Annotated in this window: 22 protein-coding genes and 1 tRNA gene; 17 read left to right on the plus strand and 6 right to left on the minus strand. The window is 73.2% G+C overall.

The annotated features are described in order from the left end of the window. The first annotated feature begins 2 nt into the window (after window positions 1-2). The 17 genes from D7M15_RS25445 to D7M15_RS25525 all read left to right on the plus strand — a co-directional run bounded on the left by D7M15_RS25445 (window position 3) and on the right by D7M15_RS25525 (window position 18,992). Entirely contained in the window at window positions 3-1,010 is a 1,008-nt protein-coding gene (locus tag D7M15_RS25445) for an ABC transporter permease (RefSeq protein ID WP_346428826.1), read from the plus strand. After that, window positions 1,007-2,065 (plus strand): substrate-binding domain-containing protein, encoded by a 1,059-nt coding sequence (locus D7M15_RS25450; RefSeq protein WP_121519634.1) that lies wholly within the window; start codon window positions 1,007-1,009, stop codon window positions 2,063-2,065. Before D7M15_RS25445 ends, D7M15_RS25450 begins: the two co-directional genes overlap by 4 nt. Before the next feature lie 30 nt (window positions 2,066-2,095). Next, window positions 2,096-3,271: a Gfo/Idh/MocA family oxidoreductase gene (locus D7M15_RS25455; RefSeq protein ID WP_121519635.1), complete on the plus strand. Its 1,176-nt coding sequence runs from the start codon at window positions 2,096-2,098 to the stop codon at window positions 3,269-3,271. A 95-nt stretch (window positions 3,272-3,366) separates the two neighbouring features. Continuing rightward, entirely contained in the window at window positions 3,367-4,377 is a 1,011-nt protein-coding gene (locus tag D7M15_RS25460) for a sugar phosphate isomerase/epimerase family protein (RefSeq protein WP_121519636.1), read from the plus strand. Between the two features lie 360 nt (window positions 4,378-4,737). Beyond that, on the plus strand, window positions 4,738-7,170 hold the full coding sequence (locus D7M15_RS25465; RefSeq protein WP_240649482.1) for a PQQ-dependent sugar dehydrogenase: 2,433 nt from the start codon (window positions 4,738-4,740) through the stop codon (window positions 7,168-7,170). A gap of 119 nt (window positions 7,171-7,289) precedes the next feature. Then, window positions 7,290-8,639 carry a ThuA domain-containing protein gene (locus D7M15_RS25470; RefSeq protein WP_121519638.1) on the plus strand — a complete coding sequence of 450 codons (1,350 nt, stop codon included), beginning with the start codon at window positions 7,290-7,292 and terminating at the stop codon, window positions 8,637-8,639. 263 nt (window positions 8,640-8,902) lie between these two features. Continuing rightward, on the plus strand, window positions 8,903-10,015 hold the full coding sequence (locus D7M15_RS25475; protein ID WP_240649483.1) for an inositol-3-phosphate synthase: 1,113 nt from the start codon (window positions 8,903-8,905) through the stop codon (window positions 10,013-10,015). Beyond that, a complete protein-coding gene (locus tag D7M15_RS25480) occupies window positions 10,012-11,274 on the plus strand; it encodes an SCO3242 family prenyltransferase (protein WP_346428827.1) in 1,263 nt (420 codons plus the stop codon). The genes D7M15_RS25475 and D7M15_RS25480 overlap by 4 nt, the downstream gene beginning before the upstream one ends. Then, entirely contained in the window at window positions 11,271-12,173 is a 903-nt protein-coding gene (locus D7M15_RS25485) for a sugar phosphate isomerase/epimerase family protein (protein WP_121519641.1), read from the plus strand. The genes D7M15_RS25480 and D7M15_RS25485 overlap by 4 nt, the downstream gene beginning before the upstream one ends. Before the next feature lie 95 nt (window positions 12,174-12,268). Continuing rightward, complete coding sequence (locus D7M15_RS25490; protein ID WP_121521379.1) at window positions 12,269-12,973, plus strand: EboA domain-containing protein; 705 nt, start codon at window positions 12,269-12,271, stop codon at window positions 12,971-12,973. Continuing rightward, complete coding sequence (locus D7M15_RS25495) at window positions 12,973-13,827, plus strand: TatD family hydrolase (protein WP_121519642.1); 855 nt, start codon at window positions 12,973-12,975, stop codon at window positions 13,825-13,827. The genes D7M15_RS25490 and D7M15_RS25495 overlap by 1 nt, the downstream gene beginning before the upstream one ends. A 2-nt stretch (window positions 13,828-13,829) precedes the next feature. Continuing rightward, window positions 13,830-15,008: a metabolite traffic protein EboE gene (gene eboE, locus D7M15_RS25500; protein WP_121519643.1), complete on the plus strand. Its 1,179-nt coding sequence runs from the start codon at window positions 13,830-13,832 to the stop codon at window positions 15,006-15,008. A 113-nt stretch (window positions 15,009-15,121) separates the two neighbouring features. Then, the gene (locus D7M15_RS25505; protein WP_240649738.1) at window positions 15,122-16,450 is read left to right on the plus strand and encodes a nucleotide pyrophosphatase/phosphodiesterase family protein; all 1,329 of its coding nucleotides are present in this window, start codon (window positions 15,122-15,124) and stop codon (window positions 16,448-16,450) included. A gap of 142 nt (window positions 16,451-16,592) precedes the next feature. Next, the gene (locus tag D7M15_RS25510) at window positions 16,593-17,708 is read left to right on the plus strand and encodes a sugar phosphate isomerase/epimerase (RefSeq protein WP_121519645.1); all 1,116 of its coding nucleotides are present in this window, start codon (window positions 16,593-16,595) and stop codon (window positions 17,706-17,708) included. A 174-nt stretch (window positions 17,709-17,882) separates the two neighbouring features. After that, window positions 17,883-17,967 (plus strand) — tRNA-Leu (locus tag D7M15_RS25515). 213 nt (window positions 17,968-18,180) lie between these two features. Next, on the plus strand, window positions 18,181-18,510 hold the full coding sequence (locus tag D7M15_RS25520; protein WP_206337420.1) for a ribbon-helix-helix protein, CopG family: 330 nt from the start codon (window positions 18,181-18,183) through the stop codon (window positions 18,508-18,510). Further along, on the plus strand, window positions 18,507-18,992 hold the full coding sequence (locus D7M15_RS25525) for a hypothetical protein (RefSeq protein ID WP_206337421.1): 486 nt from the start codon (window positions 18,507-18,509) through the stop codon (window positions 18,990-18,992). The genes D7M15_RS25520 and D7M15_RS25525 overlap by 4 nt, the downstream gene beginning before the upstream one ends. 680 nt (window positions 18,993-19,672) lie before the next feature. Here D7M15_RS25525 and D7M15_RS25530 read toward each other — a convergent pair. The 6 genes from D7M15_RS25530 to D7M15_RS25555 all read right to left on the minus strand — a co-directional run bounded on the left by D7M15_RS25530 (window position 19,673) and on the right by D7M15_RS25555 (window position 26,037). Next, a complete protein-coding gene (locus D7M15_RS25530) occupies window positions 19,673-21,136 on the minus strand; it encodes an amino acid permease (RefSeq protein WP_206337422.1) in 1,464 nt (487 codons plus the stop codon). A gap of 58 nt (window positions 21,137-21,194) precedes the next feature. After that, window positions 21,195-21,773 carry an MSMEG_1061 family FMN-dependent PPOX-type flavoprotein gene (locus D7M15_RS25535; RefSeq protein ID WP_121521383.1) on the minus strand — a complete coding sequence of 193 codons (579 nt, stop codon included), beginning with the start codon at window positions 21,771-21,773 and terminating at the stop codon, window positions 21,195-21,197. Window positions 21,774-21,945: 172 nt separating this feature from the next. Continuing rightward, window positions 21,946-22,821, minus strand: coding sequence for an ABC transporter ATP-binding protein (locus tag D7M15_RS25540; RefSeq protein WP_121519648.1), 876 nt, complete (start codon window positions 22,819-22,821; stop codon window positions 21,946-21,948). Next, complete coding sequence (locus D7M15_RS25545) at window positions 22,818-23,870, minus strand: iron chelate uptake ABC transporter family permease subunit (protein ID WP_121519649.1); 1,053 nt, start codon at window positions 23,868-23,870, stop codon at window positions 22,818-22,820. The genes D7M15_RS25540 and D7M15_RS25545 overlap by 4 nt, the downstream gene beginning before the upstream one ends. Further along, on the minus strand, window positions 23,867-24,964 hold the full coding sequence (locus D7M15_RS25550; protein ID WP_121521385.1) for an iron ABC transporter permease: 1,098 nt from the start codon (window positions 24,962-24,964) through the stop codon (window positions 23,867-23,869). The genes D7M15_RS25545 and D7M15_RS25550 overlap by 4 nt, the downstream gene beginning before the upstream one ends. An 8-nt stretch (window positions 24,965-24,972) precedes the next feature. Beyond that, window positions 24,973-26,037 (minus strand): iron-siderophore ABC transporter substrate-binding protein, encoded by a 1,065-nt coding sequence (locus tag D7M15_RS25555; protein ID WP_121519650.1) that lies wholly within the window; start codon window positions 26,035-26,037, stop codon window positions 24,973-24,975. Window positions 26,038-26,214 lie beyond the last annotated feature (177 nt).

Below are 26,214 nucleotides of genomic sequence, written 5' to 3' on the forward strand. Positions count from 1 at the left end.
TGTTGAGCACCGCGACCAGCCCGGGGAAGGGGAGCACCCCGCCGCCCCCGGAGAAGTCCAAGGCGAGAGCGGTCGCGCCCCGCCTGGACCTGCACCACGTGTCCCTCTTCGCCGTCCTGGCCGTGCTCGCGCTGGTCGGCGGACTCACCAAGCCGGACGAGTTCCTGAGCACGGACAACCTCCAGCTGATCCTCACCCAGGCGTCGGTCATCGGCGTCGTCACGGTCGGCGTCACCTTCGTCATCATCGGCGGCGGCATCGACCTGTCGGTCGGCGCGATCGTCGCGCTCGCCTCCGTCTGGGCCACCACGGTGGCCACCCAGGAGTACGGGCTCGCGGGCATGCTGTTCTGCTCGCTGGTCGTGGGGCTGGGCTGCGGGCTCGTCAACGGCGTGCTCGTCGCGTACGGGCCGATGGTCCCGTTCATCGCGACCCTCGCGATGCTGGCGTCCGCGCGCGGTCTCGCCGAGCAGCTGAGCGACGGCAAGACGCAGGTCGTCACCGTCGAGCCGGTGCTCGACCTGGGGCTGCCCGACAGCTACGTGCTGGGCGTGCCGCCGCTGGTGATGATCTTCGCGGTGGTCGGCGCGGTCGGCTGGCTGGTGCTGAACCGCACCACGTTCGGCCGCCGCACCGTCGCGGTCGGCGGCAACCCGGAGGCGTCCCGGCTCGCGGGCATCGCCGTGAAGCGGCAGCGGCTGCTGCTCTACCTGCTGTCCGGACTCTGCTGCGGCATCGCCGCGTTCATGCTCATCGTGCTCACCGGCTCCGGCCAGAACACCAACGGCAACCTCTACGAACTGGACGCCATCGCCGCCGCGATCATCGGCGGCACGCTGCTCAGCGGCGGGCGCGGCACCATCACCGGCTCCGTGCTCGGTGTGCTCGTCTTCACCACCATCACCAACCTCTTCGCACTCAACAACCTCCAGAGCGACGTCCAGCAGATCGCCAAGGGCGCGATCATCGTCGCGGCCGTCCTGGTACAGAAGGGTCGTACCTCACCATGAGAGAGATCTCGCGCACCTCCCCCCTGCGGTCCTCCCGGAGAAACCTCCTCTTCGGGACCGCCGCCGCCGGAGCCCTGCTCGCCACGGGGTGCACCAGCAACGAGAACAACGACGACTCGGAGACCAACAACGAGCCCGCGGACTCCGCCGCGAAGCCCGGCAAGAAGGTCACCATCGGCTACGCCGGGCCGCAGGCCGACCACGGCTGGCTGAACGCCATCAACGAGCAGGGCAAGAAGCGCGCCGAGAGCTACGAGGACGTGACCCTCGTCAGCACCGAGGGCTCCAACGACACGGCGCAGCAGATCGGCCAGATCGAGACGCTGATCAACAAGAAGGTCGACGTCCTGGTCATCCTGCCCGCCGACGGCAAGGCGCTGACGCGCGTCGGGCTGAAGGCGATGCGCGCGGGCATACCCGTCGTCAACCTCGACCGGATCTTCAACTCCCCGCAGGCGTACCGCTGCTGGATCGGCGGCGACAACTACGGCATGGGCCTCAACGCCGGGCGCTACATCGGCGAGCAGCTCAAGGACAAGAAGAACGCCAAGGTCGTCGAGCTGGCCGGGCTGGACAACCTCGAACTGACCGGCGACCGCACCCGCGGCTTCGACGACGCGCTGAAGAACTACCCGAACATCAAGAAGGTCGCCCGCCAGGCCGCCGAGTTCACCGTGGAGTCCGGCCAGGAGAAGATGGCCGCCCTCCTCCAGGCCGAGTCCTCCTTCGACGCGCTGTGGAACCACGACGACGACCAGGGAGTCGGTGCCGACCGCGCGATCAAGCAGGCGGGCCGCGACGAGTTCCTGATGGTCGGCGGCGCCGGTTCGAAGCGCGTCATGGACGCCATCAAGGCCGACAACTCCGTCATCAAGGCCACCGTGCTCTACCCGCCGACGATGGCCGCGTCCGCCATCGACCTCGCCCGCGCGCTGGGCCAGGGCAAGGGCGTCAGCGGCCTCGCCGAGCTGGAGATCCCCGCGTCGATGACGCTCTACTCCGCCGTCGTGACCAAGGAAAACGTCGACGAGTACCTGCCGATCGGCTTCAACTGACCGGTCCGTTCCCGTACGGGGAGGAGCTTCATGCTGAACGACACCGCCGCACCCGCTCTGGGCGTGGGGATGGTCGGTTACGCCTTCATGGGCGCGGCCCACTCGCAGGGCTGGCGCACCGTGGGCAGGGTCTTCGACCTGCCGCTGGCCCCCGTGATGAGCGCCGTGTGCGGCCGCGACCCGGCCGCCGTACGGGAGGCCGCCGACCGGCTCGGCTGGGCCGCCGCCGAGACCGACTGGCGTTCCCTCCTGGCCCGTGACGACGTGCAGCTCGTGGACATCTGCACGCCGGGCTCCAGCCACGCCGAGATCGCCGTCGCCGCCCTGGAGGCGGGCAAGCACGTGCTGTGCGAGAAGCCGCTCGCCAACACCGTGGCGGAGGCCGAGGCGATGGCCGACGCGGCGCGGCGTGCCCGCGAACGCGGCCAGCGCGCGATGGTCGGCTTCAACTACCGCCGGGTGCCCGCCCTCGCGCTCGCCCGCCGCATGGTGGCCGAGGGGCGGCTGGGGACGCTGCGGCACGTACGGGTGCACTACCTCCAGGACTGGCTGGTGGACCCGGCGTTCCCGCTCGCCTGGCGGCTCCAGCGGGACCAGGCGGGCTCCGGCGCGCTCGGCGACCTCGGGGCGCACGCGATCGACCTGGCGCAGCACCTGACGGGCGAGTACCTGACGGGGGTGTCGGCGCAGACGGAGACGTTCGTGACCGAACGCCCGCTGCCCGGCGGCCCGGACGGTGCCGCCGACGGCCGGCTCGGCACGGTGACGGTCGACGACGCCGCCGTCTTCAACGGGCGCCTCGCCTCGGGCGCGTTGGCCTCCTTCGAGGTCAGCCGGGTGGCGGCGGGCCGCAAGAACGCGTTGACGGTGGAGTTGAACGGCACCCTGGGCTCCCTGTCGTTCGATCTGGAGCGGCTGAACGAGCTGCACTTCCACGACGAGACGCTGGACGCCGCCGAGGCGGGCTTCCGGCGTGTCCTGGTCACGGAGGACAGCCACCCGTACCTGGAGGCGTGGTGGCCGCCGGGCCACGGGCTGGGCTACGAGCACACGTTCACGCACCAGGCCCGCGACCTGCTGCACGCCATCGCCACCGGCACGGACCCGAGCCCGTCCTTCGAGGACGGGCTGCGGGTGCAGCGGGTGCTGGCGGCGGTGGAGGAGAGCGCCGCGAAGAACAGCGTCCACACGCCCGTACTCAACTAGCCGGTGAGGGGACGGGGTTCCGGTCCGGGACCCCGCCCCGTACGGCCGGGAAGCACGTACGCACGCACGGAAACGTACGCACAGAGAGGTGCACGATGCCGCGATCCTTCACGCTGTTCACCGGGCAGTGGGCCGACCTGCCACTGGAGGAGGTCTGTCGGCTGGCCCGCGACTTCGGCTACGACGGGCTCGAACTGGCCTGCTGGGGCGACCACTTCGAGGTGGATCGGGCGCTCGCCGAGCCCGGGTACCTGGAGGGGCGGCACCAGCTCCTGGAGAAGTACGGGCTGAAGTGCTGGGCCCTCTCCAACCACCTGGTCGGCCAGGCCGTCTGCGACAACCCGATCGACGAGCGGCACCAGGCCATCGTGCCCGCCCGCATCTGGGGCGACGGCGAGCCCGAGGGCGTACGGCGGCGGGCGGCGGCCGAGATGGCCGACACGGCGCGGGCCGCGGCGGCGTTCGGGGTGCGTACGGTCGTCGGGTTCACGGGCTCGTCGATCTGGCACCTGGTGGCGATGTTCCCGCCGGTGCCGCCGCACATGATCGAGCGCGGCTACGAGGACTTCGCCGAACGCTGGAACCCGGTGCTGGACGTCTTCGACGCGGAGGGCGTCCGCTTCGCGCACGAGGTGCACCCCAGCGAGATCGCGTACGACTACTGGACGACGCACCGCGCGCTGGAGGCGGTCGGCCACCGGCCCGCGTTCGGGCTGAACTTCGACCCGAGCCACTTCGTGTGGCAGGACCTCGACCCGGTGAACTTCCTCTACGACTTCCGCGACCGGATCTACCACGTCGACTGCAAGGAGGCCCGCCGCCGCCTCGACGGCCGCAACGGCCGGCTCGGTTCCCACCTGCCGTGGGGCGACCCGCGGCGCGGCTGGGACTTCGTGTCGGCCGGGCACGGCGACGTGGCCTGGGAGGACGTGTTCCGGATGCTGCGTTCCATCGGCTACGACGGGCCCGTGTCCGTCGAGTGGGAGGACGCGGGCATGGACAGGCTCCAGGGGGCGCCGGAGGCGCTGCGGCGGCTGAAGGCGTTCGACTACGAGCCGCCCACCGCGTCGTTCGACGCGGCGTTCGGCGGATCCGACGACAGCTGACGGCCGACCGCCGACACCGGTGAAGGGGCGGTCCACGCCCGGTCGTCGACGACGGCCGCGGACGGCGGCCGCCCCTCACCGGGACTTTGTCCCGCCCCTGGAAGAAGTCCACTTCCGAATTTGTGAAAGGGGTTTCCGAACTGGACGAAGATGGCTACGGTCCTTGATGTGTACGGGGCATGACCACTCTCCGCGCCCCCCTCGCACGGCACCCGCCCCCGTACACGCCACGCACACCCGGCAACTCGAAGCACACCCGCACCACGGGCCCTGTCCCGGAATCCGGCGCGACGGCGCGCGCCTGTGCCAGGCACGACGGTCACGACTTCCGTCATCCGCTGACGTCCCAGGAGGACACGCGTGCACAGGAAGAACCACAAACTGAGAATGCGCCTCGCGGTCTTCGCGAGCGCCCTGCTCGTCGGCGGCCTCACCGCGGGGGTCACGCCCAGCCAGGCGGCCCCCGCGCACGACGGCGACCACGCCGCCGCGGCCGACTTCCAGCAGGTCACCCTGGCGAAGGGCGAGCCCGAGATGGGCGAGCCCATGACGATGGCCGTGCTCCCGGACAAGTCCGTGCTGCACACCTCCCGCGACGGCACGCTCCGGCGCACCGACGAGGGCGGCACCACCTCCGTGGCCGCCCGCATCCCGGTCTACTCGCACGACGAGGAGGGCCTCCAGGGCGTCGGCGTCGACCCGGGCTTCACCGAGAATCGTTTCGTCTACCTCTACTACGCGCCGCCGCTCGACACCCCCTCCGGGGACGCCCCGGAGACCGGCACCGCCGAGGACTTCGCGAAGTTCGACGGCGTGAACCGCCTCTCCCGCTTCGTCCTCAACGAGGACGGCACCCTCGACACCGGCAGCGAGACCAAGGTCCTCGACGTGCCCGCCAGCCGCGGCATCTGCTGCCACGTCGGCGGCGACATCGCCTTCGACGGCGACGGCAACCTGCTGCTGTCCACGGGCGACGACGGCAACCCGTTCCAGTCGGACGGCTTCACGCCCATCGACGAACGCGCCGACCGCAACCCGGCGTTCGACTCGCAGCGCTCCGCGGGCAACACCAACGACCTGCGCGGCAAGATCCTGCGCATCAAGGTGAAGGACGACGGCAGCTACGACGTGCCGGAGGGCAACCTCTTCGCGCCCGGCACCGAGAAGACCCGGCCCGAGATCTACGCCATGGGCTTCCGCAACCCCTTCCGGCTGTCCGTCGACAAGCCGACCGGCACCATCTACGTCGGTGACTACGGCCCCGACTCCGGCACCGCCGACCCCGCCCGCGGCCCCTCCGGCCAGGTGGAGTTCAACCGCGTGACCGAGCCCGGCAACTACGGCTGGCCGTACTGCACCGGCAAGAACGACGCGTACGTCGACTACGACTTCGCCACCAAGACCTCCGGCTCCGCCTTCGACTGCGCCGCCCCGCGCAACGACTCCCCGCGCAACACCGGCCTCACGGAGCTGCCCGCCGCCAAGCCCGCGTGGATCCCGTACGACGGGGCGTCCGTGCCGGAGTTCGGCGACGGCTCCGAGTCCCCGATGGGCGGCCCGGTCTACCGCTACGACGCGGACCTGGACTCGGCCGTGAAGTTCCCCGAGGAGTACGACGGCGACTTCTTCGCGGGCGAGTTCGGGCGCAAGTGGATCAAGCGCATCGAGCAGGGCGACGACGGCTCCGTGACCTCCATCAACGACTTCCCCTGGCAGGGCACGCAGGTGATGGACCTGGAGTTCGGCCCGGACGGCGCGCTCTACGTCCTCGACTACGGCACCGGCTACTTCAACGGCGACCAGAACTCGGCGCTCTACCGCATCGAGAACGCCACCGACGGCCACGCACCCGTCGTCGAGGCCTCGGCCGCCACCACCAGCGGGCAGGCACCGCTCGACGTGGCCTTCTCCGCCGAGGGCACGGACGCCGACGGCGACGCGCTCAGCTACGCCTGGGACTTCGGTGACGGCGCCACCGGAGAGGGCACCGAGCCCACGCACACGTACCAGGAGAACGGCACGTACACCGCGACCGTGACCGCCACCGACGCCACCGGGCTCACCGGCAGCGCCTCGGTCTACGTCACCGTGGGCAACACCGCGCCGACGGTGGAGATCCAGACGCCGGTCGACGGCAAGCCGTTCAGCTTCGGCGACGCCATCCCGTTCGAGGTGAAGGTCACCGACCCCGAGGACACGGAGATCGACTGCTCCAAGGTGAAGATCACGTTCATCATCGGGCACGACTCGCACGGGCACCCGCAGACGTCCGCGAACGGCTGCACCGGCACGCTCCAGACCAGCGCCGACGGTGAGCACGACCCCAACGCGAACATCTTCGGCGTACTCGACGCGGAGTACACCGACAACGGCGCCAACGGCCAACCCGCCCTGACCACGCACGCGCAGGGCACGCTCCAGCCCGAGCACCGGCAGGCCGAGCACTTCACCACGTCCGCCGACGGCGTCACCACCGGTGACTCCGAGGGCGCCGAGGGCGGCAAGGCCGTCACCGACGTGGCGGACGGCCAGTGGATCTCGTTCAGCCCGTACGCGCCCGGCGGCGTGACCGAGCTGTCCGCGCGGGTCAAGGCGACCGGCGAGGGCTCGATCGAGGTACGCGCGGGCGCCGCCGACGGCACGCTCGTGGGCACCGTACCGGTCGCCGCGGGCGACGGCTGGCAGGACGTGAAGGCGGCGCTGGACGGCGCGCCGGACGACGCGTCGACCCTGACGTTCGTCTTCAAGGGCGCCGGGTTCAGCTTCGACAGCTTCACCGTGACCGGCGACTGACACCAGCGCGGCGAACGCAGTGACACGAGGGGGCCGTACGGACCCGGACGGGCAGCCGCCCGCGACCGTACGGCCCCGCCCCCCAGCTCGCAGAGACCCGCAGAGAAAGGGAGTGACGCATGCAGCGCACAGCACGCCTGGCGGTCATCGCGGCGGCACTGCTCCTCGGCTCCACCGCCCTGCCCGCCGGACACGCCGCGGAACGCGGCGCCGCCGAGGGCGAGAACGTCCTGGTCTTCTCCAAGACCGCCGGATTCCGCCACGACTCCATCCCCGACGGCATCGAGACCGTGCGGCAGCTGGGCGAGGAGAACGGCTTCACGGTCGACGCGACCGAGGACGCCGCCCAGTTCACCCCGGAGAACCTCGCCCGCTACGACGCCGTGGTGTGGCTCTCCACGACCGGCGACGTGCTCGACGACGCGCAGCAGGCGGCGTTCGAGGAGTACGTGCGCGGGGGCGGCGGCTACGCCGGGGTCCACGCGGCGGCCGACACCGAGTACGACTGGCCCTGGTACGGGCAGCTCGCCGGCACGTGGTTCGACTCGCACCCGGCCATCCAGGAGGCCACCGTCCGCGTCGAGGACCACGACCACCCGGCGACCGCGCACCTCCAGGACGAGTGGGTGCGCACCGACGAGCTGTACAACTACCGCGCCAACCCCCGCGCCCGGACGCACGTGCTCGCCACGCTCGACGAGTCGACGTACGACGGCGGCAACATGGGCGAGGACCACCCCATCACCTGGTGCCACGCCTTCGACGGCGGCCGGTCGTTCTACACCGGGCTCGGCCACACCAAGGAGTCGTACGCCGAACCGGACTTCCGGCAGCACCTGCTCGGCGGCATCCGGTACGCGACCGGCGCCGCCGACGCTGACTGCTCGCCCCCGGACGGCGCCGAGGAGCCCGGGTACACGCCGATCTTCGACGGCACCTCGCTGGACGGCTGGAAGCAGGCCGGGCCCGGCTCGTTCGAGCTGAACGGCGACGGGACGATGACGACGACCGGCGGCATGGGGCTGCTCTGGTACGAGGCGAAGGAGTACCCCGCGTACTCCCTGAAGCTCGACTGGAAGATGGCCGGTGACGACAACTCCGGTGTCTTCGTGGGCTTCCCGGCCTCCGACGACCCGTGGACGGCCGTGGACAACGGCTACGAGGTGCAGATCGACGCCACCGACGCCGAGGACCGTACGACGGGCGCCGTCTACACCTTCCAGTCCGCCGACATCGCGGCGCGCGACGCCGCGCTGAACCCGCCGGGGGAGTGGAACGCGTACGAACTCGTCGTCGAGGGCGAGCGCCTGCGGATCTACCTCAACGACGTGCTGATCAACGACTTCACCAACACCGACCCCGCCCGCAGCCTCACCGACGGCTACTTCGGACTCCAGAACCACGGGGCCGACGACGAGGTCGCGTTCCGGAACGTACGGGTGAAGGAGCTGACACCGCCGGTACGTTAGGTCCGGACCAATCCGCGGCCGGTCCTCCCAGGTCCGCCGCCGGTGGCCCGAGGGGGGCCGCCCGCGGCGCCGGCGACGGGTGGGGAGAACGCCGACTCCCCACCCGCCGCTCCCGGCACCACCCGGAGCGGAACGGTTGGACGGGCGGCCGGATGGGCAGGGCGGCTCGTGAGCCGTGCGGCGGCCACGGGACGGCCACCCGCCGGAACCGACGAAGAAACAGGCCCCCACCACGGCAGAGAGCAACCACAGGGAGGCAGGACGTGACCGAGGAACGCACAGGAGTCTGGCTCGTCGGAGCGCGCGGCTCCGTCGCCACCACCGTCATAGCCGGCTGCGCGGCCGTCGCCGCCGGACTCCACCCGCCCACCGGGATGGTCACCGCGACCAACCCGTTCGCGGACAGCGGGCTGCCGCCCCTGGAGACCCTCGTCTTCGGGGGCCACGACACGTCCCCCACGCCGCTGCCCAAGCGCGCCGAGGAACTCGTCACCTCCGGCGCCCTCCCGTACGGCCTCCCCGCCACCCTCCGCGCCGAACTCACCGCCGCCGACGAGGCCGTACGCCCCGGCGGCCCCGGCCCGGACGACCCGCGCGGCGAGGACGAGCTGATCGCCGCCTTCGCCGCCGACATCGACGCCTTCCGCGCCGCGCACGGGCTCGCCCGGGTCGTCGTGGTCAACGTCGCCACCACCGAGGCCGCGCCCGTCCCCGGCGACACCGCCCTCCCCTCCAGCTCCCTCTACGCGGCGGCCGCCCTGCGCGCGGGCTGCCCGTACGTCAACTTCACCCCGTCCACCGGCCTCCACCACCCCCGGTTGCGCACGGCCGCGGCCGAGGCGGGCGTGCCGTACGCGGGCCGCGACGGCAAGACCGGGCAGACGCTGCTGCGTTCCGTGCTGGCGCCGATGTTCGCGCAGCGCGCCCTGGCCGTACGCGCCTGGTCCGGCACCAACCTGCTCGGCGGCGGCGACGGCGCGGCCCTCACCGACCCCGGCGCGGCGGCGGCGAAGAACGCGGGCAAGGCGCGCGTCCTCTCCGACACCCTCGGCGAACTGCCGCAGGGCGACGTGCACATCGACGACGTACCGGCGCTGGGCGACATGAAGACCGCCTGGGACCACGTCGCGTTCGACGGCTTCCTCGGCTCCCGGATGATCCTCCAGACCATCTGGCAGGGCTGCGACTCGGCACTCGCCGCGCCCCTCGTCCTGGACCTCGCGCGGCTGCTCGCCCGCGCCCAGGAGGCGGGCCTCAGCGGTCCGGTCGACGGCCTCGGCTTCTACTTCAAGGACCCCGACACCGGGTCCAGCGCGCTGCCCGAGCAGTGGCGCGCACTGCTGTCCCTCGCCGCCCGCCTCCGGGCGCGTCCGTGAACGGCCCCACACGGACGGCCGCGGTGCTGGCGGCGGGGGCGCTCGTGGCGGCGTCCGCCGCCCTGGCGGCGCGCGGGCGCGCACGACGCGTCCCGCGCGCCGCCGGACGCCTCTCCGCCGGACGTCCCGCCGCCGGGCGCGTGGCGGCGGGGCCCGGGGCGGACACGGCACCGCGTACGGTCTCCGTGCCGCGTACGGGCCGCGCGCTCCCCGTGGACCCGGGCCCGGACGCGGGCAGCTCCGCGCCGCCCCCCGCGGTCTGCGCCGCCCCCGGCGCGCCGCCCGGCGGGCGGGCCGCGGCGTGGGCGCGACTGCTGCGCGTCTCCGCGCTGTTCACCGTCCCCGGCGACGCCCTCGCCGGAGCCGCCGCCGCGTCCCGCGCGCCCAACCGGGGCACGCTGGCCGCCGTCGGCGCCTCCCTCTGCCTGTACGAGGCGGGGATGGCGCTCAACGACTGGGCGGACCGGCACATCGACGCCGTGGAACGCCCCGAACGCCCGCTGCCCTCCGGGCGGATCAGCCCGCCGGAGGCCCTCGCCGCCGCCGCGGCGCTGACCGCCGCGGGCCTCGGCTGCGCGGCGGCGGCCGGACGCACCGCGTTCGGTACGGCCACGGTGCTGGCCGGTGCGGTGTGGGCGTACGACCTCGGGCTGAAGCACACCCCGGCGGGCCCGGCCGCGATGGCCGCCGCCCGCTCCCTGGACCTGCTGCTGGGCGCGGTGGCGACGGGCGCGGCGCACCCGGACGCAGGTGCGGCGGACAGGGGCCGTACGGGCGCGCCGCCCCCCGACACCCCGCGCGCGGCGGCCCGTTCGGCCGCGCGGGGCGCCGCCCCCGCCGCCGCCCTGCTCGGCGCGCACACCCTGGCCGTCACCACCGTGTCGCGGCGCGAGACGGTGGGCGGGTCGACGGCGCTGCCGCTCGGCGCGCTGGCCGCCGTCGCGGCGGTCGCCCACGTCGCCGCCCGCCCGCCCGCGCGGGCCCCCGGCCCGTCCGCCGCTCCCGGCCCGGCCGCCCCCGACCCCGCCACCGTGCTCCTCGCCGCCGCCTACGCGGCCACCGCCGCCCGCCCCCTCGCGCACGCCGCGCTCAACCCGTCGCCGCCGCTGTACCAGCGGGCGGTCGGCGGCGGCATCCGCGCCATGATCCCGTTGCAGGCCGTGCTCGCCGCGCGCGCCGGTTCCCCGCGCACCGCCGTGCCGCTGCTCGCGCTGCTGCCGCTGGCCCGGCTGCTGTCCAGGAAGGTGAGCCCCACATGACCCCGCCCGCTGCGCTGCGGCTGGCCTACGGCACCAACGGCCTGGCCGACCTGCGGCTCGACGACGCTCTCGACGTGCTCGCCGGACTCGGCTACGACGGCGTCGGCCTGACCCTCGACCACATGCACCTCGACCCGCTCGCGCCCGGACTGGCCGCGCGTACGGCCGCCGTCGCCCGCGCGCTGGAGCGGCACGGCCTCTCCGTCACCGTCGAGACCGGCGCCCGCTACGTCCTCGACCCGCGCCGTAAGCACGGCCCGACCCTCCTCGACCCCGAACCGGACGGCCGCGCCGCCCGTACGGCCCTGCTGTGCACGGCCGTACGCGTCGCCGCCGACCTCGGCGCGCACGCCGTGCACTGCTTCAGCGGCGTCACCCCCGCCGGGACCTCCGACGACGCGGCCTGGCAGCGGCTCGCGGGCGGCCTGGGCACCGTGCTGGAGGCGGCCGACGCGGCGGGCGTGCCGCTGGCCGTCGAGCCCGAACCGGGGCACCTCGTGGGCGACCTGGCCGGTTTCCACCGGCTGCGTACGCTCCTCGGCGACCCCGACGGCCTGGGCCTCACCCTGGACCTCGGCCACTGCCAGTGCCTCGAACCGGACCCGCCCGAGAAGTGCGTACGCGCCGCCGCGCCCTGGCTGCGGCACGTGCAGATCGAGGACATGCGGCGCGGCACGCACGAGCACCTGCCGTTCGGGGAGGGCGAGATGGACTTCCCACCGATCCTCGCGGCGCTGCGCGACGTGGGCTACGACGGCCTCGTCACCGTCGAGCTGCCCCGCCACTCGCACGCCGGGCCGGCCATGGCGGAGGAGTCCGTACGGTTCCTGCGCGCGGCGGAGGCGGCCCCGCCCGCGCCGCCGGTGGCCGTACGCGCCGGGGCGGAGCAGCCGTGCTGAGCGCGGCGGGCGACGTCCCGGGGGAGCGCGCACGGGAGGGTCGCGCCGCCGACGCGCACGCGGGCGAGGAGAGCGCCCGGCTCGGCGCGGCGGCGCTGGAGGCGTCGCTGCGGCAGCGCCTCGACGCCGGGGCCCGCGCCTGGCTGGACGGCGCGCTCGCGGACGCGCGGCGGGCCGCCGCCACCGGCCCGGAGCCCGCGGCCGACGCGGCCCCCGGGGCCCGACGGCCGCTGCCCGCCTGGGAGTTGGCGTTCGCCGCCGCGGGCCGCCACTGCCGCGCCGCCGCCACGGGCGCCGCACCCGCACCCGCTCCCGTACCCGAAGCGGCCGACGCCGCCCGGGTGCTCCTCCTGCACGCCGCCCGGCCCGACACCGGCACGCTCACCCGCCTCTACACCCGCGGCAGCGCCGCCGAACGCCGCGCCGTGCTCGTCGCGCTGCCGTGGCTGCCGGTCGACGACGACGGCGTGCCGCTCGTCGAGGACGCCCTTCGCGCCAACGACACGCGGCTGGTCGCCGCCGCCGTCGGCCCGTACGCCGCCGCGCGCCTCGGCGCGCACGCCTGGCGGCAGGCGATCCTCAAGTGCCTGTTCACCGGGGTGCCCGTGACCGCCGTCGCGGGCCTGGCCGAACGGGCCGCGGGCGACGCCGAACTCGCCCGCATGCTCCGCGACTACGCCGCCGAACGGGCCGCCGCGGGCCGCCCCGTACCCGACGACCTGCACCACGTGCTGGCGCTCACGGAGACCCACGCCGGGAACGGCACCGACGCCGCACCCCACGAGGAGACGAGGTCCTGATGCGCATCTTCGACCCCCACATCCACATGACCTCGCGGACCACCGACGACTACGCCGCCATGCACGCGTCCGGCGTCCGCGCCCTCGTCGAGCCGTCCTTCTGGCTCGGCCAGCCCCGTACGGCCCCCGAGACGTTCTACGACTACTTCGACGCGCTCCTCGGCTGGGAGCCGTTCCGCGCCGCCCAGCACGGCATCGCCCACCACTGCACCCTCGCCCTCAACCCCAAGGAGGCCAACGACCCGCGCTGCCTCCCCGTCCTCGACGAACTGCCGCGCTACCTCGTCAAGGACTCCGTCGTCGCCGTCGGCGAGATCGGCTACGACTCGATGACCCCCGCCGAGGACGAGGCCCTCGCCGCCCAGCTCCAACTCGCCGCCGACCACGGCCTCCCCGCCCTCGTCCACACCCCGCACCGCGACAAGGCCGCGGGCCTCGCCCGTACGGTCGACGCCGTGCGGGAGTCCGCCCTCGACCCCTCGTGGGTGCTCCTCGACCACCTCAACGAGACGACCGTGGCGGCCGCCGCCGACAGCGGCAGCTGGCTCGGCTTCTCCATCTACCCCGACACCAAGATGGACGAGCACCGCATGGTCCGCGTCCTGCGCGCGTACCCCTGGCTGATGGACCGCGTCCTGGTCAACTCGGCCGCCGACTGGGGCAACAGCGACCCGCTGAAGACCCGCGCCGTCGCCGACGCCATGCTCACCGACGGCTTCACCGAGGACGACGTGGACCGGGTGCTGTGGCGCAACCCCGTCGCGTTCTACGGCCTCAGCGGCCGACTCGACCTCGACGTGGCGCCGCCGGAGGCCACCCACGAGGGCAACTCGCTGCTGCGCGGCGGTGAGTGACGGTGCGCTTCCGGCATCCGGACGGCTCCACCGTCCACCTCTCGTACTGCACCAACGTGCACGCGGCGGAGGACCTCGACGGCGTACTGGCGCAGCTGGGCGCGTACGCCGAGCCCGTACGGCGGCGGCTGCACCGCGACCGGCTCGGCATCGGCCTGTGGCTGGCCCGCGACGCCGCCCACGACCTGACCTCCGACCCGGCCGCGCTGCGCCGCCTGCGCGGCGAGCTGGACGCGCGCGGCCTGGAGGTCGTCACGCTGAACGGCTTCCCGTACCAGGGCTTCGGCGACGAGTACGTGAAGTACCGCGTGTACCGGCCCGACTGGACCGAACCCGACCGGCTGGAGCACACCGCCGACCTCGCCCGGCTGCTGGCCGCGCTGCTCCCCGACGACATCACCGAGGGCACCGTCTCCACCCTGCCGCTCGCCTGGCGCACCGGCTTCGACGCGGAGCGCCGCCGTACCGCGCTCGACGCGCTGTGCGCCCTCGCCCGGCAGCTCGACGCGCTGGAGGAGCTGACCGGTCGCAGCATCCGCGTCGGCCTCGAACCCGAACCCGGCTGCACCGTCGAGACCACCGCCGACGCCATCGAGGCGCTGACCGGCGAGGGCGCGCCGCCCGCGCACCGTATCGGCGTGTGCGTCGACACCTGCCACCTCGCCACCTCCTTCGAGGACCCGGAGCAGGCGCTGCCCGCCCTCGGCCGCGCCGGCCTGCCCGTCGTCAAGGCACAGCTGTCGGCGGCGCTGCACGCCGAGGAGCCGCACCGGCCCGACGTACGCGCCGCCCTGGCGGAGTTCGCCGAGCCGCGCTTCCTGCACCAGACCCGGGTCCGTACGGGCGCCGGGCCGCGCGCCACCGACGACCTCGACGAGGCCCTCACCTCCGGGGCGCTGCCCACCGAGGCGCCGTGGCGCGCCCACTTCCACGTCCCGCTGCACGCCCCGCTCAGCCCGCCGCTCACCGCCACGGTGGACGAACTGCGGGCGTCGCTGGGCCAGTTGGTGGGCGGCGACACGCCGCTGACCCACCACCTGGAGGTGGAGACGTACACCTGGCAGGCGCTGCCCGCCGGGCTCCGCCCGCGCACCCGCGCGCAACTGGCCGACGGGATCGCGGCCGAACTGGGCGTCGCCCGCGACCTGCTGACCGACCTCGGGCTCAAGGAGCTGCCATGACCGACCCCACCGCCGCGGACACCGCCGGAGCCCCCGCCGACGCCGAGGCCCCCGCCGCGCACCCCCTCCTCGTCCTCGACGTCGTCGGGCTCACCCCCCGCCTCCTCGCCCACATGCCGCGGCTGCGGGCGCTCGCGGACTCCGGCTCGTACGCCCCGCTGGGCACCGTGCTGCCCGCCGTCACCTGCGCCGCGCAGTCCACGTTCCTCACCGGGCTGCCGCCGTCCGGGCACGGCATCGTCGGCAACGGCTGGTACTTCCGCGAGCTGGGCGACGTCCTGCTGTGGCGCCAGCACAACGCGCTCGTCGGCGGCGAGAAGCTGTGGGACGCCGCCCGCGCCGTACGCCCCGACTACACCGTCGCCAACGTCTGCTGGTGGTACGCGATGGGCGCCGACACCGACTGGACCGTCACCCCCCGGCCCGTCTACTACGCCGACGGCCGCAAGGAACCCGACTGCTACACCCGGCCGCCCGCGCTGCACGACGAACTCACCGACACCCTCGGCACGTTCCCCCTCTTCACGTTCTGGGGCCCCGGCGCCGACCTCACCTCCTCGCAGTGGATCATCGACGCGACCCGCCACCTGCTGCGCACCCGTCACCCCGACCTCGCCCTCTGCTACGTACCGCACCTCGACTACGACCTCCAGCGCTACGGCCCCGACGACCCCCGCGCCCGCGCCGCCGCCACCGCCCTCGACGCGGCGCTCGCCCCGCTGCTGGACGACGCGGAGGCGGAGGGCCGTACGGTCGTCGCCCTGTCCGAGTACGGCATCACGCCCGTCTCCCGGCCCGTGCACATCAACCGCGCGCTGCGCCGCGCCGGGCTGCTGGAGGTGCACACCCAGGACGGCATGGAGTACCTGGACCCGTGGACGTCCCGCGCGTTCGCCGTCAGCGACCACCAGATCTCGCACGTCTACGTGCGCCGCCCCGAGGACCTGCCCGCCGTACGCGCCGCCCTCGACGGTCTCGACGGCCTCGCCGAACTCCTCGACGAGGACGGCAAGAAGGCCCAGGGCCTCGACCACCCCCGCGCCGGGGAACTCGTCGCCGTGGCCGAGCCCGACTCCTGGTTCACCTACTACTACTGGCTGGACGACGCCCGCGCCCCCGACTTCGCCCAGCTCGTGGAGATCCACCGCAAGCCCGGCTACGACCCGGCCGAGCTGTTCATGGACCCCGAGGACCCGTACGTACGGCTGCGCGCCGCCACCGCGCTCGCCCGCAAGAAGTCCGGGATGCGCTACCGCATGGCGGTCGTACCGCTGGACGCCTCGCCCGTACGCGGCAGCCACGGGCGGCTGCCCGACAGCGAGGACGAGGGCCCGGTGATCCTCTGCTCCCGCCCCGGTGTCGTCACCGGCACCGTCGACGCCACCGAGGTCAAGGGGCTGCTGCTTGACCTCGCCCTCGACTCCCCGCGTACGGCGCCCTGAAGCACGGGCGCTCCGCCGTACGCCCGTGGGCCCGCGCGTAGGGACGCCCGCACGCCGTCACGTCCGGAGCGCCCGTACGCCCGTACGCCCGACCCCCCATGCACGACGCCCTGCACCCACCACGCACGACAGGAGACGCGTCATGACCCAGGACCCGCAGCACACCACCGGCTCCTCCCGCGGCACCTCCCGCCGCAGATCCGCCGACACCGACCTCGACCGCCGGCTCCGCCGCCGCGGCTTCCTCGGCGTCGCCGCCGGGACCACCGCCGCCGCGCTGCTCGGCACCGCCACCACCGAGGCCGCCGCCGCGCCCGCCCACAAGCCCGGTCACGGTCACCACGCGCCGAAGAAGCCCGCCGTGCCGCGCGGACGGCTCGGCATCCAGCTCTACACGCTGCGCGACCAGGTCCAGTCCCTCGGCTTCGAGCGGGTCTTCGAGGAGTTGGCGCGCTACGACTACGACGAGGTCGAGTTCGCCGGGTACACCCAGGGCACCGGCGACATCAGCCTCAAGCGGCTGCGCGGCCTGCTGCGCGACAACGGCCTCTCCCCGGTCGGCAGCCACGTCGGCTACCACGCCGACGGCGGCGACCCCGGCGCGTACACCTTCGCCACCCAGCTGGACAAGGTCCTCGACGACGCGGCGGCACTCGGCATCCCGCACGTCGGCACCCCCGCCAGCCCCAACCGCTACGGCAACACGGTCGACGCGTGGAAGCGCGCCGCCGAGGAGTTCAACACGTACGGCGCCGCCGCCCGCGCGCGCGGCCTGAAGTTCTACCAGCACAACCACGCCGACGAGTTCGGCTTCGCCGAGGACCAGCCGGACGTACGCCTCTACGACGTGCTCCTCGCCGAGACCGACCCCGCGCTGGTGTACCTGGAGATGGACATCTACTGGGCGTACGCCGGGCAGTACAAGTACAGCACCCGCCCCGACGGCACCCCCGCCCCCTTCGAACCGCTCGACTACGTACTCGACGCGCCGCACCGCTTCCCGCTGTTCCACGTCAAGGACGGCGAACACGACGAGACCAACCCCGACGGCTACCGCATGGTCGACGTCGGGGACGGCGACATCGACTACCGCCGCTTCCTGGAACGCGTCGGCAGCGTCCCCGGCGGACGCCGCCGCCACCACTGGATCGTGGAACGGGACGACGCGGTCGACCCCGCCGCCAACCCGGCCGGTTCCCTGAGCACCGCCCGCCGCTCCAGCGGACACCTCCGCTCCCTGCGCGTACGCGGCTGCTGACACCACCCCGGCCCGGTGGTGACGGGGCGGCCCCCACCCCGTCACCACCCTCCGTTCTCGTCTGCTGACTTTCCGTCGCCGGGTGGCCGCCGGGTTTACGCAGGTGAGAACCACGCCGAAGACTTGGTATGGTGGTCCGCGTCGCCGCAGCGGTACGCACCGCGCGGTTCACCTGTCCGGGTGGCGGAATGGCAGACGCGCTAGCTTGAGGTGCTAGTGCCCTTTATCGGGCGTGGGGGTTCAAGTCCCCCCTCGGACACCGAAGAAGACCCCAGCTCCGCTGGGGTCTTCGCCGTTTCCGGACGCTGGCGTGCCCGGCCGCGCGCCCGAACCGATGAACGCCCCCTGCCGCAGCTGAGGTGGATGGGTGGGGGTTGCGGAGAAGGGGTGCCGGGGAGAGGAGGCATGCCCGCTTGCTCCCCCTCGAGTAACTGACTTCGCGCTGGCGTCATACGCGTATTACGATGTCTTCGTGGCAAAGACGCGCATCAGCATCAGCTTGGAACAGGACCAAGCCGAACGCATCAGGCAGCACGCGGAGAGGGCGGGCATGGACGTCTCGGCCTACCTGGTGCATGCCGCGACGCGCCAGATGGCCGAGAGCGATGCCATAGAGGAACAGTTCGCCGAGGTGGATGCACTCATCGCCCGGGCGGAGCGGGCGGCGGACGGGCTGCCCGCCGAACCCCCCTCGGAATCGGCAGCGGAACTGACGGAGCAGGAACGCCGCGAGGTCGAGGAGGCTCTGGGTCTCGTCGAAGGTCGGGACCGGCAAGGCCGCCGTCCGGGACATGCCGCGTGAGCCATCGGGTGCCGGTCTACGACACCGGCATGCTCATCGCACTCACCGACCGCAAGGCGAAGGCGGTCGCTCTCCACGAGGGACTGCGCACGGTCGCACACCGGGCGCTGGTGCTCGGACCGGTCCTCGCCCAGGTATGGCGTCCCCAGCCGGCGCTGGTGCACGCCCTGTCCGGCATCCTGAAGGACTGCACAGTCCCTCAGGCCCGTACGTCCGAGCCGCCCATGCGGGAGACGAAGTCGGGCCGTCCGGAGTGTCTGGCCTGCGCGACGGGTCCGGACCTCGCAGACTGGCGGCGCATCGCTACGGCGCTGGGGCAGGCGGTCCTGCCGGCGAAGAAACGGCCGGACGCCGTGGACGCCTGGGTGGCCCTGGCGGCGGCCCGGCACGGCAGCGCGGTGATCTTCACCACCGACCCGGGGGACATCCACGCCTACCTGACAGTTCTCGCGCCGACGGACGTGCACGTGGTTGCCGTCTGACGCCCGGGACCTCGGCGATGAGGGGACGCTGTCGATGCGCGCTGGTCGCTCCAGCGGGGTCCGGCGGCGAGCGGCGCACATGCGGTGAACGAGCCGCGTAGGCAGGAGTGGGGAGCGGGCTCGGTCCCACGCGGACGGGGGCCGTCGCGAGGTGGAGGAACCTCCTTCCCCGCGAGGGGAGATGGGTGAGGTTCGACCATCAGCCTGCGGCCGGCCCCGTCGGCGCGGAGCCGGCGCCACGGCGTTCGCGCTTCCGCAGCACCCACTCCCGCAGCGTCGCCCGGTTGATGCCCAGGTCAGCGGCAATGCTCTGGTACGTCGCCCCGGGCGTCGACTCGTACAAAGGCCACGGCTTCGGCCTTGAACCCGTCCGCATGGTCCTTCATCGTCATCGGCGGTTTTCTCGTTTCCTCCGGATCAAGCAGATCCAGTATCCGAATGTCCGCCACTCAAGGGGAGGCCCCAAGACTCCCTTCTCCTCGCGTCGGAAGCGGTGACGCCATCCATGAGATCCATCAACGGCTCCACCGGAATTGCCATCTGGCGTCCCACCGCTTCGCAACGCGGAAGCGTACGCAGGCTGGGCCACGCGACCTGTGGAGAGTGCGCACCTGACGGCCGCCCCCGAAACCGGCTGCCGGTCCGACGCTGCCGACCGGGCCCCTTCACGCGGGTGGCGCCTACGAGTTGGCGTTCTCCGCCGCGCGCGCCCGCTCGGCACCGTCCGTGCCGCTGTCGCTGCCGCCGGGGCGGTGCAGGGCCAGGCCGATGCCCAGGGCCAGGACGCCGACGATCGTCGACATGATCATCTGCTCCCGGCCGTCGTCGTCGTAGAACATGTAGCCGACGACGAAGAGGATGAGGGCGATCGTCGCGTACGTGAGGTACGGGAACAGCCACATCTTCACCGTGTGCCGCTCCGGCATGTCCCGCTCGATGATCCGCCGCAGCTTCAGCTGCGAGAAGCAGATCACCAGCCACACGAAGAGGGCGACCGCGCCCGAGGAGTTCAGCAGGAACGTGAACACCGTGTCCGGCGACGTGTAGTTGAAGATCACCGCGACGAAGCCGAAGGCGACCGACGCCCAGATCGCCGCCGCCGGTACGCCCCGGGAGCTGGTACGCGCGAACGCGGCCGGTGCGTCGCCCCGCTTGCCGAGCGAGAACGCCATTCGGGAGGCCGTGTAGAGGCCGGAGTTGAGGCAGGACAGGACGGCCGACACGATGATGACGTCCATGATGACCTCGGCGTGCGGGATGTCGATCTGGTTCAGCGCCGCGACGTACGAGCCCTCGTCGGCGAGCTTGTCCGAGTTCCACGGCACGAGGGTGACGACCAGCAGCATCGAGCCGAGGTAGAAGATGCCGATGCGCCAGATGACGCTGTTGGTGGCGCGGGAGACCATCTTCGCGGGCTCCGCGGACTCGCCCGCCGCGAGCGTGACGATCTCGCTGCCCATGAACGAGAAGATCACCAGCAGCATGCCGGAGAGCACGGCCCCGGGCCCGTTCGGGAGGAAGCCGTCGTGGCCGGTGAGGTTCTCCGTGCCGACCGACTCCGTACCGGGCAGCAGACCGAACACCGCGAGGCCCGCGACGACGATGAACGCGCCGATCGCGACGACCTTGATGCCCGCGAACCAGAACTCGAACTCGCCGTACGAGCCGACCGACACGAGGTTCGTCGCCGTCAGCACGATCATGACGAGCAGGGACCACGCCCACTGCGGTACGGCCGGGACCCAGCCGGTGAGGATGGCCGCGGCGGCGGTCGCCTCGACAGCGAGGACCACGACCCAGAAGAACCAGTACAGCCAGCCGATGGTGAAGCCCGCCCAGCGGCCCAGCGCGCGGTCCGCGTACTCCGAGAAGGAGCCGGACGTCGGGCTGGCCGCGGCCATCTCGCCGAGCATCCGCATGACCAGCACGACCATGAGACCGGCCAGTGCGTACGAGATCAGGATGCCCGGTCCGGCCTCGGCGATACCGGCGCTGGAGCCGACGAACAGCCCGGCGCCGATCACCCCGCCGATGGCGATCATCGACAGGTGCCGGTTCTTCAGCCCGGCCTGGAGCTGGTCGCCCGGCGGGCCGTCGGCCTCCTTGCCGCGGAGCTCCTCATCGGACCTCTTGGTGGTGCTCATTTCCGACTCCTCACAGCAAGGTGCCGTGGTCATGCTCAACGGCACAGTGCGGGTGAGCCTAAGTACGGGGTCGCCGTCGGTCGACCTCGGGGGTGCCCGCACCTGTCGTGGGCACGGCACTAACTGGGGGATTGTCCGGAATGCCGACGTCCCGTGCGGTGTCCCAGAGCCCGGAGCGGTGCAGGGACTGCGCGCAGTGACGGTAGATCTCGTCGATCTCCACGAGTACGGCGAGCTTCGGGCGGCGGTCCCCGACCGTCATGGCGTCGAAGAACGGGGCGTCGGTGAGGACGCGGGCCCGGCCGTTGACGCGGAGGACGTCGCGGCTGCCGGGAACGAGGTGCAGCAGGCCCGCGTACGGGTTGTCGAGGAGGTTGTGGAGGCTGTCGCCGCGCCGGTTGCCCGGGGTCTCCGGCAGCGCCAGGCTGCCCGCGTCGACGACGTGGACGAAGCCCGGGGCGCCGCCGCGCGGGGACACGTCGCAGCGGCCGTCCGCGTCGGAGGTCGCGAGCAGGCAGAACGGGGAGCGGGCGAGGACGTCCGTGTCGTCGTCGGTGAGCCGGTCGTGGACCTTGTCGATGACGATCGGGTGCGGTTCACCCAGCAGTTCGCGCAGCTCGGCGCGGGACCGCAGCACGGTCGTGCCGACGCCGTCGCCGTCGCCGTAGGGAACGGATGGGCCGGTGGGCGTGGTCGGCGCGGTGGCGGCGCCGGTGGTGCGGGGCACGTGGACTCCAGTGGTGGTCGGGCCGGGGCGGTACGGGGACGGGTTGACGGGCCCGGTACGGGCGTACGGGCGCGGGCCGGTGTCAGCCCGCCGACCGCCCGGCCCGTACGCCCCGCGCGGCGCGCGTCTCCGCGGCGGCGCGCCCGCCCCGTTCCGCGTCCCGTACGTGGTGCCGCCCCTTCGGCAGCATCAGCGGGCGGCCCGACACCGGGTCCTCGATGATGCGGCTGTCCAGGCCGAACACCGCGCGTACGGTCTCCTCCGTCAGCACCTCGTCCGGCGTGCCGGAGGCGTGCAGCCGCCCGTCCGTCAGGGCGAGGACGTGGTCGGCGTACCGGGCGGCCAGGTTGAGGTCGTGGAGGACCATCACGACGGTGGTGCCGCGGGTGGCGTTCAGGTCGGTGAGGAGGTCCAGCACCTCGACCTGGTGGCTGGCGTCCAGGAACGTGGTCGGCTCGTCCAGCAGCAGGACGTCCGTGTGCTGCGCGAGCGCCATCGCGATCCACACCCGTTGCCGCTGCCCGCCGGAGAGTTCGTCCACGGGGCGGTCGGCGAGCGCGGTGGTGCCGGTGGCCTCCAGGGCGGCGGCCACGGCGGCGTCGTCCTCGGCCTTCCACCGGGAGAACATCCCCTGGTGGGGGTGGCGGCCCCGGCCGACCAGGTCGGAGACGACGATGCCCTCGGGCGCCACCGGCGACTGCGGCAGCAGGCCGAGGGTGCGCGCCAGCTGCCGGGCGGGTATCCGGTGCACCTCCTCGCCGTCGAGGAGGACGCGGCCCGAACGGGGCGCCAGCAGGCGGGACATGGAGCGCAGCAGTGTGGACTTGCCGCAGGCGTTGGCCCCGACGATGGCGGTGATCAGGCCGGGCGGTACGGCGAGGTCGAGGGAGTCGATGACGACGCGGTCGCCGTAGCCGAGGCTGAGCCCCTCGGCGGCGAGGGAGTGTGCGGTGGTCACAGGGAGCCTCCCGTCCGGTTGGTGCGGATGATCAGATGGATGAGGTAGGGGGCGCCGAGCACGCCGGTGACGACGCCGACCGGCAGCCGGGTGCCGAAGGCGTGCTGGCCCGCGAGGTCCGCGACGAGCACGAGCAGCGCGCCGACGAGTCCCGCGGGCACCAGGAGCGAGCCGCCGGGCCCGACGAGCCGCGCCGCGACGGGCCCGGACAGGAACGCGACGAACGCGATCGGCCCGGTCGCCGCCGTGGCGAAGGCGATCAGCCCGACGGCGGCGACGATCACCGTGAGGCGGGTGCGTTCGGTGCGTACGCCGAGGGCCGCCGCCGTGTCGTCCCCGAGCCGCATCGCGGACAGGTCGCGGGACCGGCCGAGGAGCACGGGGCCGAGCACGGCCAGGGCGACGAGGGTGGGCACGGTCTCGTCCCAGGCCGCGTTGTTGAGGCTGCCGGTGAGCCAGCGGGTCGCCTCCTGGAGGTCCCACTCGGCGGCCTGCGAGAGGACGTACGAGACGAGGCTGTCCAGCATGGCGGCGACGCCGATGCCGATGAGGACGAGCCGGGTCCCGGCGACGCCGTCCTTGAACGCGAGGACGTAGACGAGCAGTGCCACGCCCAGCGCGGCGGTGACCGCGAGGACCGACACCCCGGTCTCGTCGAGGGAGAGGGTGACGATGCCGAGGACGGCGGCGGCGCTGGCGCCGGAGCTGATGCCGATGACGTCGGGGCTGGCGAGCGGGTTGCGCAGCAGCGTCTGGAACGTGACGCCCGCCAGTCCGAAGCTGAACCCGGCGGCGGCGCCGAGCACCGCGCGCGGCAGCCGCAGCCGCCCGACGGTGAACGACGCGCCCGGCACCCGTTCGCCGAGGACGACGCGGCGGACCTCGTCGAACGGGTAGAAGGTGTCCCCGACCATCAGCGACGCGGTGAACACGGCGGCCACGAGCAGCGCCAGCACGGCGACGACCGTACGGCGGCGCCGCGCGCGCCGTACGCGCCCGCGGGCCACGGCCACGGTCGACGGGGGACGGGGGAGGACGTCGGTGGTCACAGCGCGCGTACTTTCTGCCGGCGGACGATCCAGATGAAGAAGGGGGCGCCGATCAGGGCCGTCACGATGCCGACGTCGACCTCCGCCGGGCGCGCCACGACCCGCCCGACCACGTCGGCCGCGGTGAGCAGCGCCGCGCCCAGCAGCGCGGAGAACGGCAGCAGCCACCGGTGGTCGACGCCGACGAGCAGGCGGCAGGTGTGCGGTACGACGAGACCGACGAACCCGATCGGCCCGGCGACCGCGGTGGCCGCGCCGCACAGCACGACGGCGCCGAGGGCGGCCGTACCGCGTGCCAGGGCGACGCGTTCACCGATCCCGGCGGCCAACTCGTCGCCCAGGGCGAGGGAGTTGAGCGAACGGGCCGACAGCAGGGAGATCGCGGAGCCGACCGCGAGGAACGGCGCCACCTGCCCGATCCGGTCGAACGAGGCGCCGCCCACGCCGCCGATCTGCCACAGCCGGAAGCCGCCCGCGATGTCGTTCCGGGGGAGGACGACGGCGGTCACCAGCGAGGCGAACGCGGCCGAGCTGGCGGCCCCCGCCAGCGCCAGCGTCAGCGGTGTCGCACCGCCGCGGCCGAGGGAGCCGACGGTGTGCACGAACGCGGCCGCGAGCGCGGCGCCGCCCATCGCCACCCAGATGTAGCCGGTGGGGGAGGTGAGCCCGAAGAACGCGACGGCCGTGACGACGGCGAGGGAGGCGCCCATGTTGACGCCGAGGATGCCGGGGTCGGCCAGCGGGTTGCGGGTGATGCCCTGCATGACGGCGCCCGCCAGCCCCAGCGCGGCACCGACGAGCACCGCCAGCACCGTACGGGGAACGCGCTTGCGCGCCGCCGCCTCGCCGAGGGTGGTGTCGGCGCCGCCGAGCGCGGCCCACACGTCGGCCCAGGGGATGTCCCGCGAGCCGTACGCGAGGGACACCAGCGCCAGGGCGGCGAGCACCGCGAGACCGGCGAGCAGCCACAGGGCCCGTGCGCGCGCCCGCTCCCGTACGGTGCCCCGCTCGCGTACGGGCTCGGGCCGGCGTACGGGACCGGCCGCGGGGGAGGGCGCGGCGCCGGGCGCCGGGTGGGCGTCGACCGGGGTCACGCGCGGTGTCACGTGACCTTGTCCGCGGCCTTCGCGAGCGCCGCGACGTAGTCGTCGAGGACCCACGGGATGGACAGCGGCGTCGGGTTGGCGGCGGTGGCCAGCGGCGAGGAGTCGCCGGGCAGCAGGTAGGCCGAACCGCGCTCGACGGCGGGCATCTTGGACAGCAGCTCGTCCTCGCGGAGGGTCTTGAGCAGCTTGCCGCTCTCGTCGCCGTAGCCGGTGACGATGTCGACGTCGTCGAAGGTGTCGATCCGTTCGGCGCTCTGCGTGAGCGCGAACTTGTCGGTGCCCGCGGACGCCTTCGCGACGCTGCCGGGCGACTTGAGCCCCAGGTCCGCCAGGAACCGCACGCGGGTGTCGTGCGTGGTGTAGTAGCCGACCTCGCTGACGTCGCCGGGGTCGACGTGCGTCATGAACATCGCGGACTTCCCCTTCAGACCGGGGTGGCGGGCGACGGACTCGCGGATGTCGGCCTCCAGCTTCCCGACGAGGGCGTCCCCTTCGGCGGCGAGGCCGATGGCCCGGCTGTTCATCCGGATCATCTCGCGCCACGGCGTCGACCACGGGGCGTCGGGGTAGGCGACGACGGGGGCGATCTCGCTGAGGGTCTCGTAGTCCTTCTTCGTCAGGCCGGAGTACGCGGCGAGGATGATGTCGGGACGGGAGTCCGCGACGGCCTCGAAGTCGATGCCGTCGGTCTCGTCGTACAGCGTCGGGGTCTTCGCCCCCAGCTCCTCGAGCCGCTTCTCGACCCAGGGCAGGACGCCGTCCCGGTCGTCGTCACCGAAGTCGGCGGAGGCCATGCCGACGGGGACGACGCCGAGGGCCAACGGGACCTCCTGGTTCGCCCAGTTGACGGTGGCGACCCGTTCGGGCTTCGACTCGACGGTCGTCTTCCCGAGCGCGTGCTCGACGGTGAGGGGGAACTCCGTCGAGGAGCCGCCGCCGTTCTTGGCGCTGCCCCGGTCGCCGCCGTCCTTCCCGTCGTCGGAGGACCCGCCGCCGCACGCGGTGAGGGTGAGGAGGGCGGCCGTGGCCGCCGCGGCCAGCCGTGGACGATGTGCACGCATGATTGTCGAACCCCATTTGTCCGGATGCCGGAGGTGCCGGTCCTCGCACGCCTGGTCCCGGGACTGCCGTCGTGGAGTGCGCACCGCGCGGGCAGCTGCTCGATCGCAGCTACTTAGGTAAGCCTTGCCTTTGCATCCTAGGCAAGGCGTACGGGTGTCGCAATCGCCCCCTTGAGA

The organism is Streptomyces sp. Z26, assembly GCF_003665095.1.
Classification (GTDB): domain Bacteria; phylum Actinomycetota; class Actinomycetes; order Streptomycetales; family Streptomycetaceae; genus Streptomyces; species Streptomyces phytohabitans.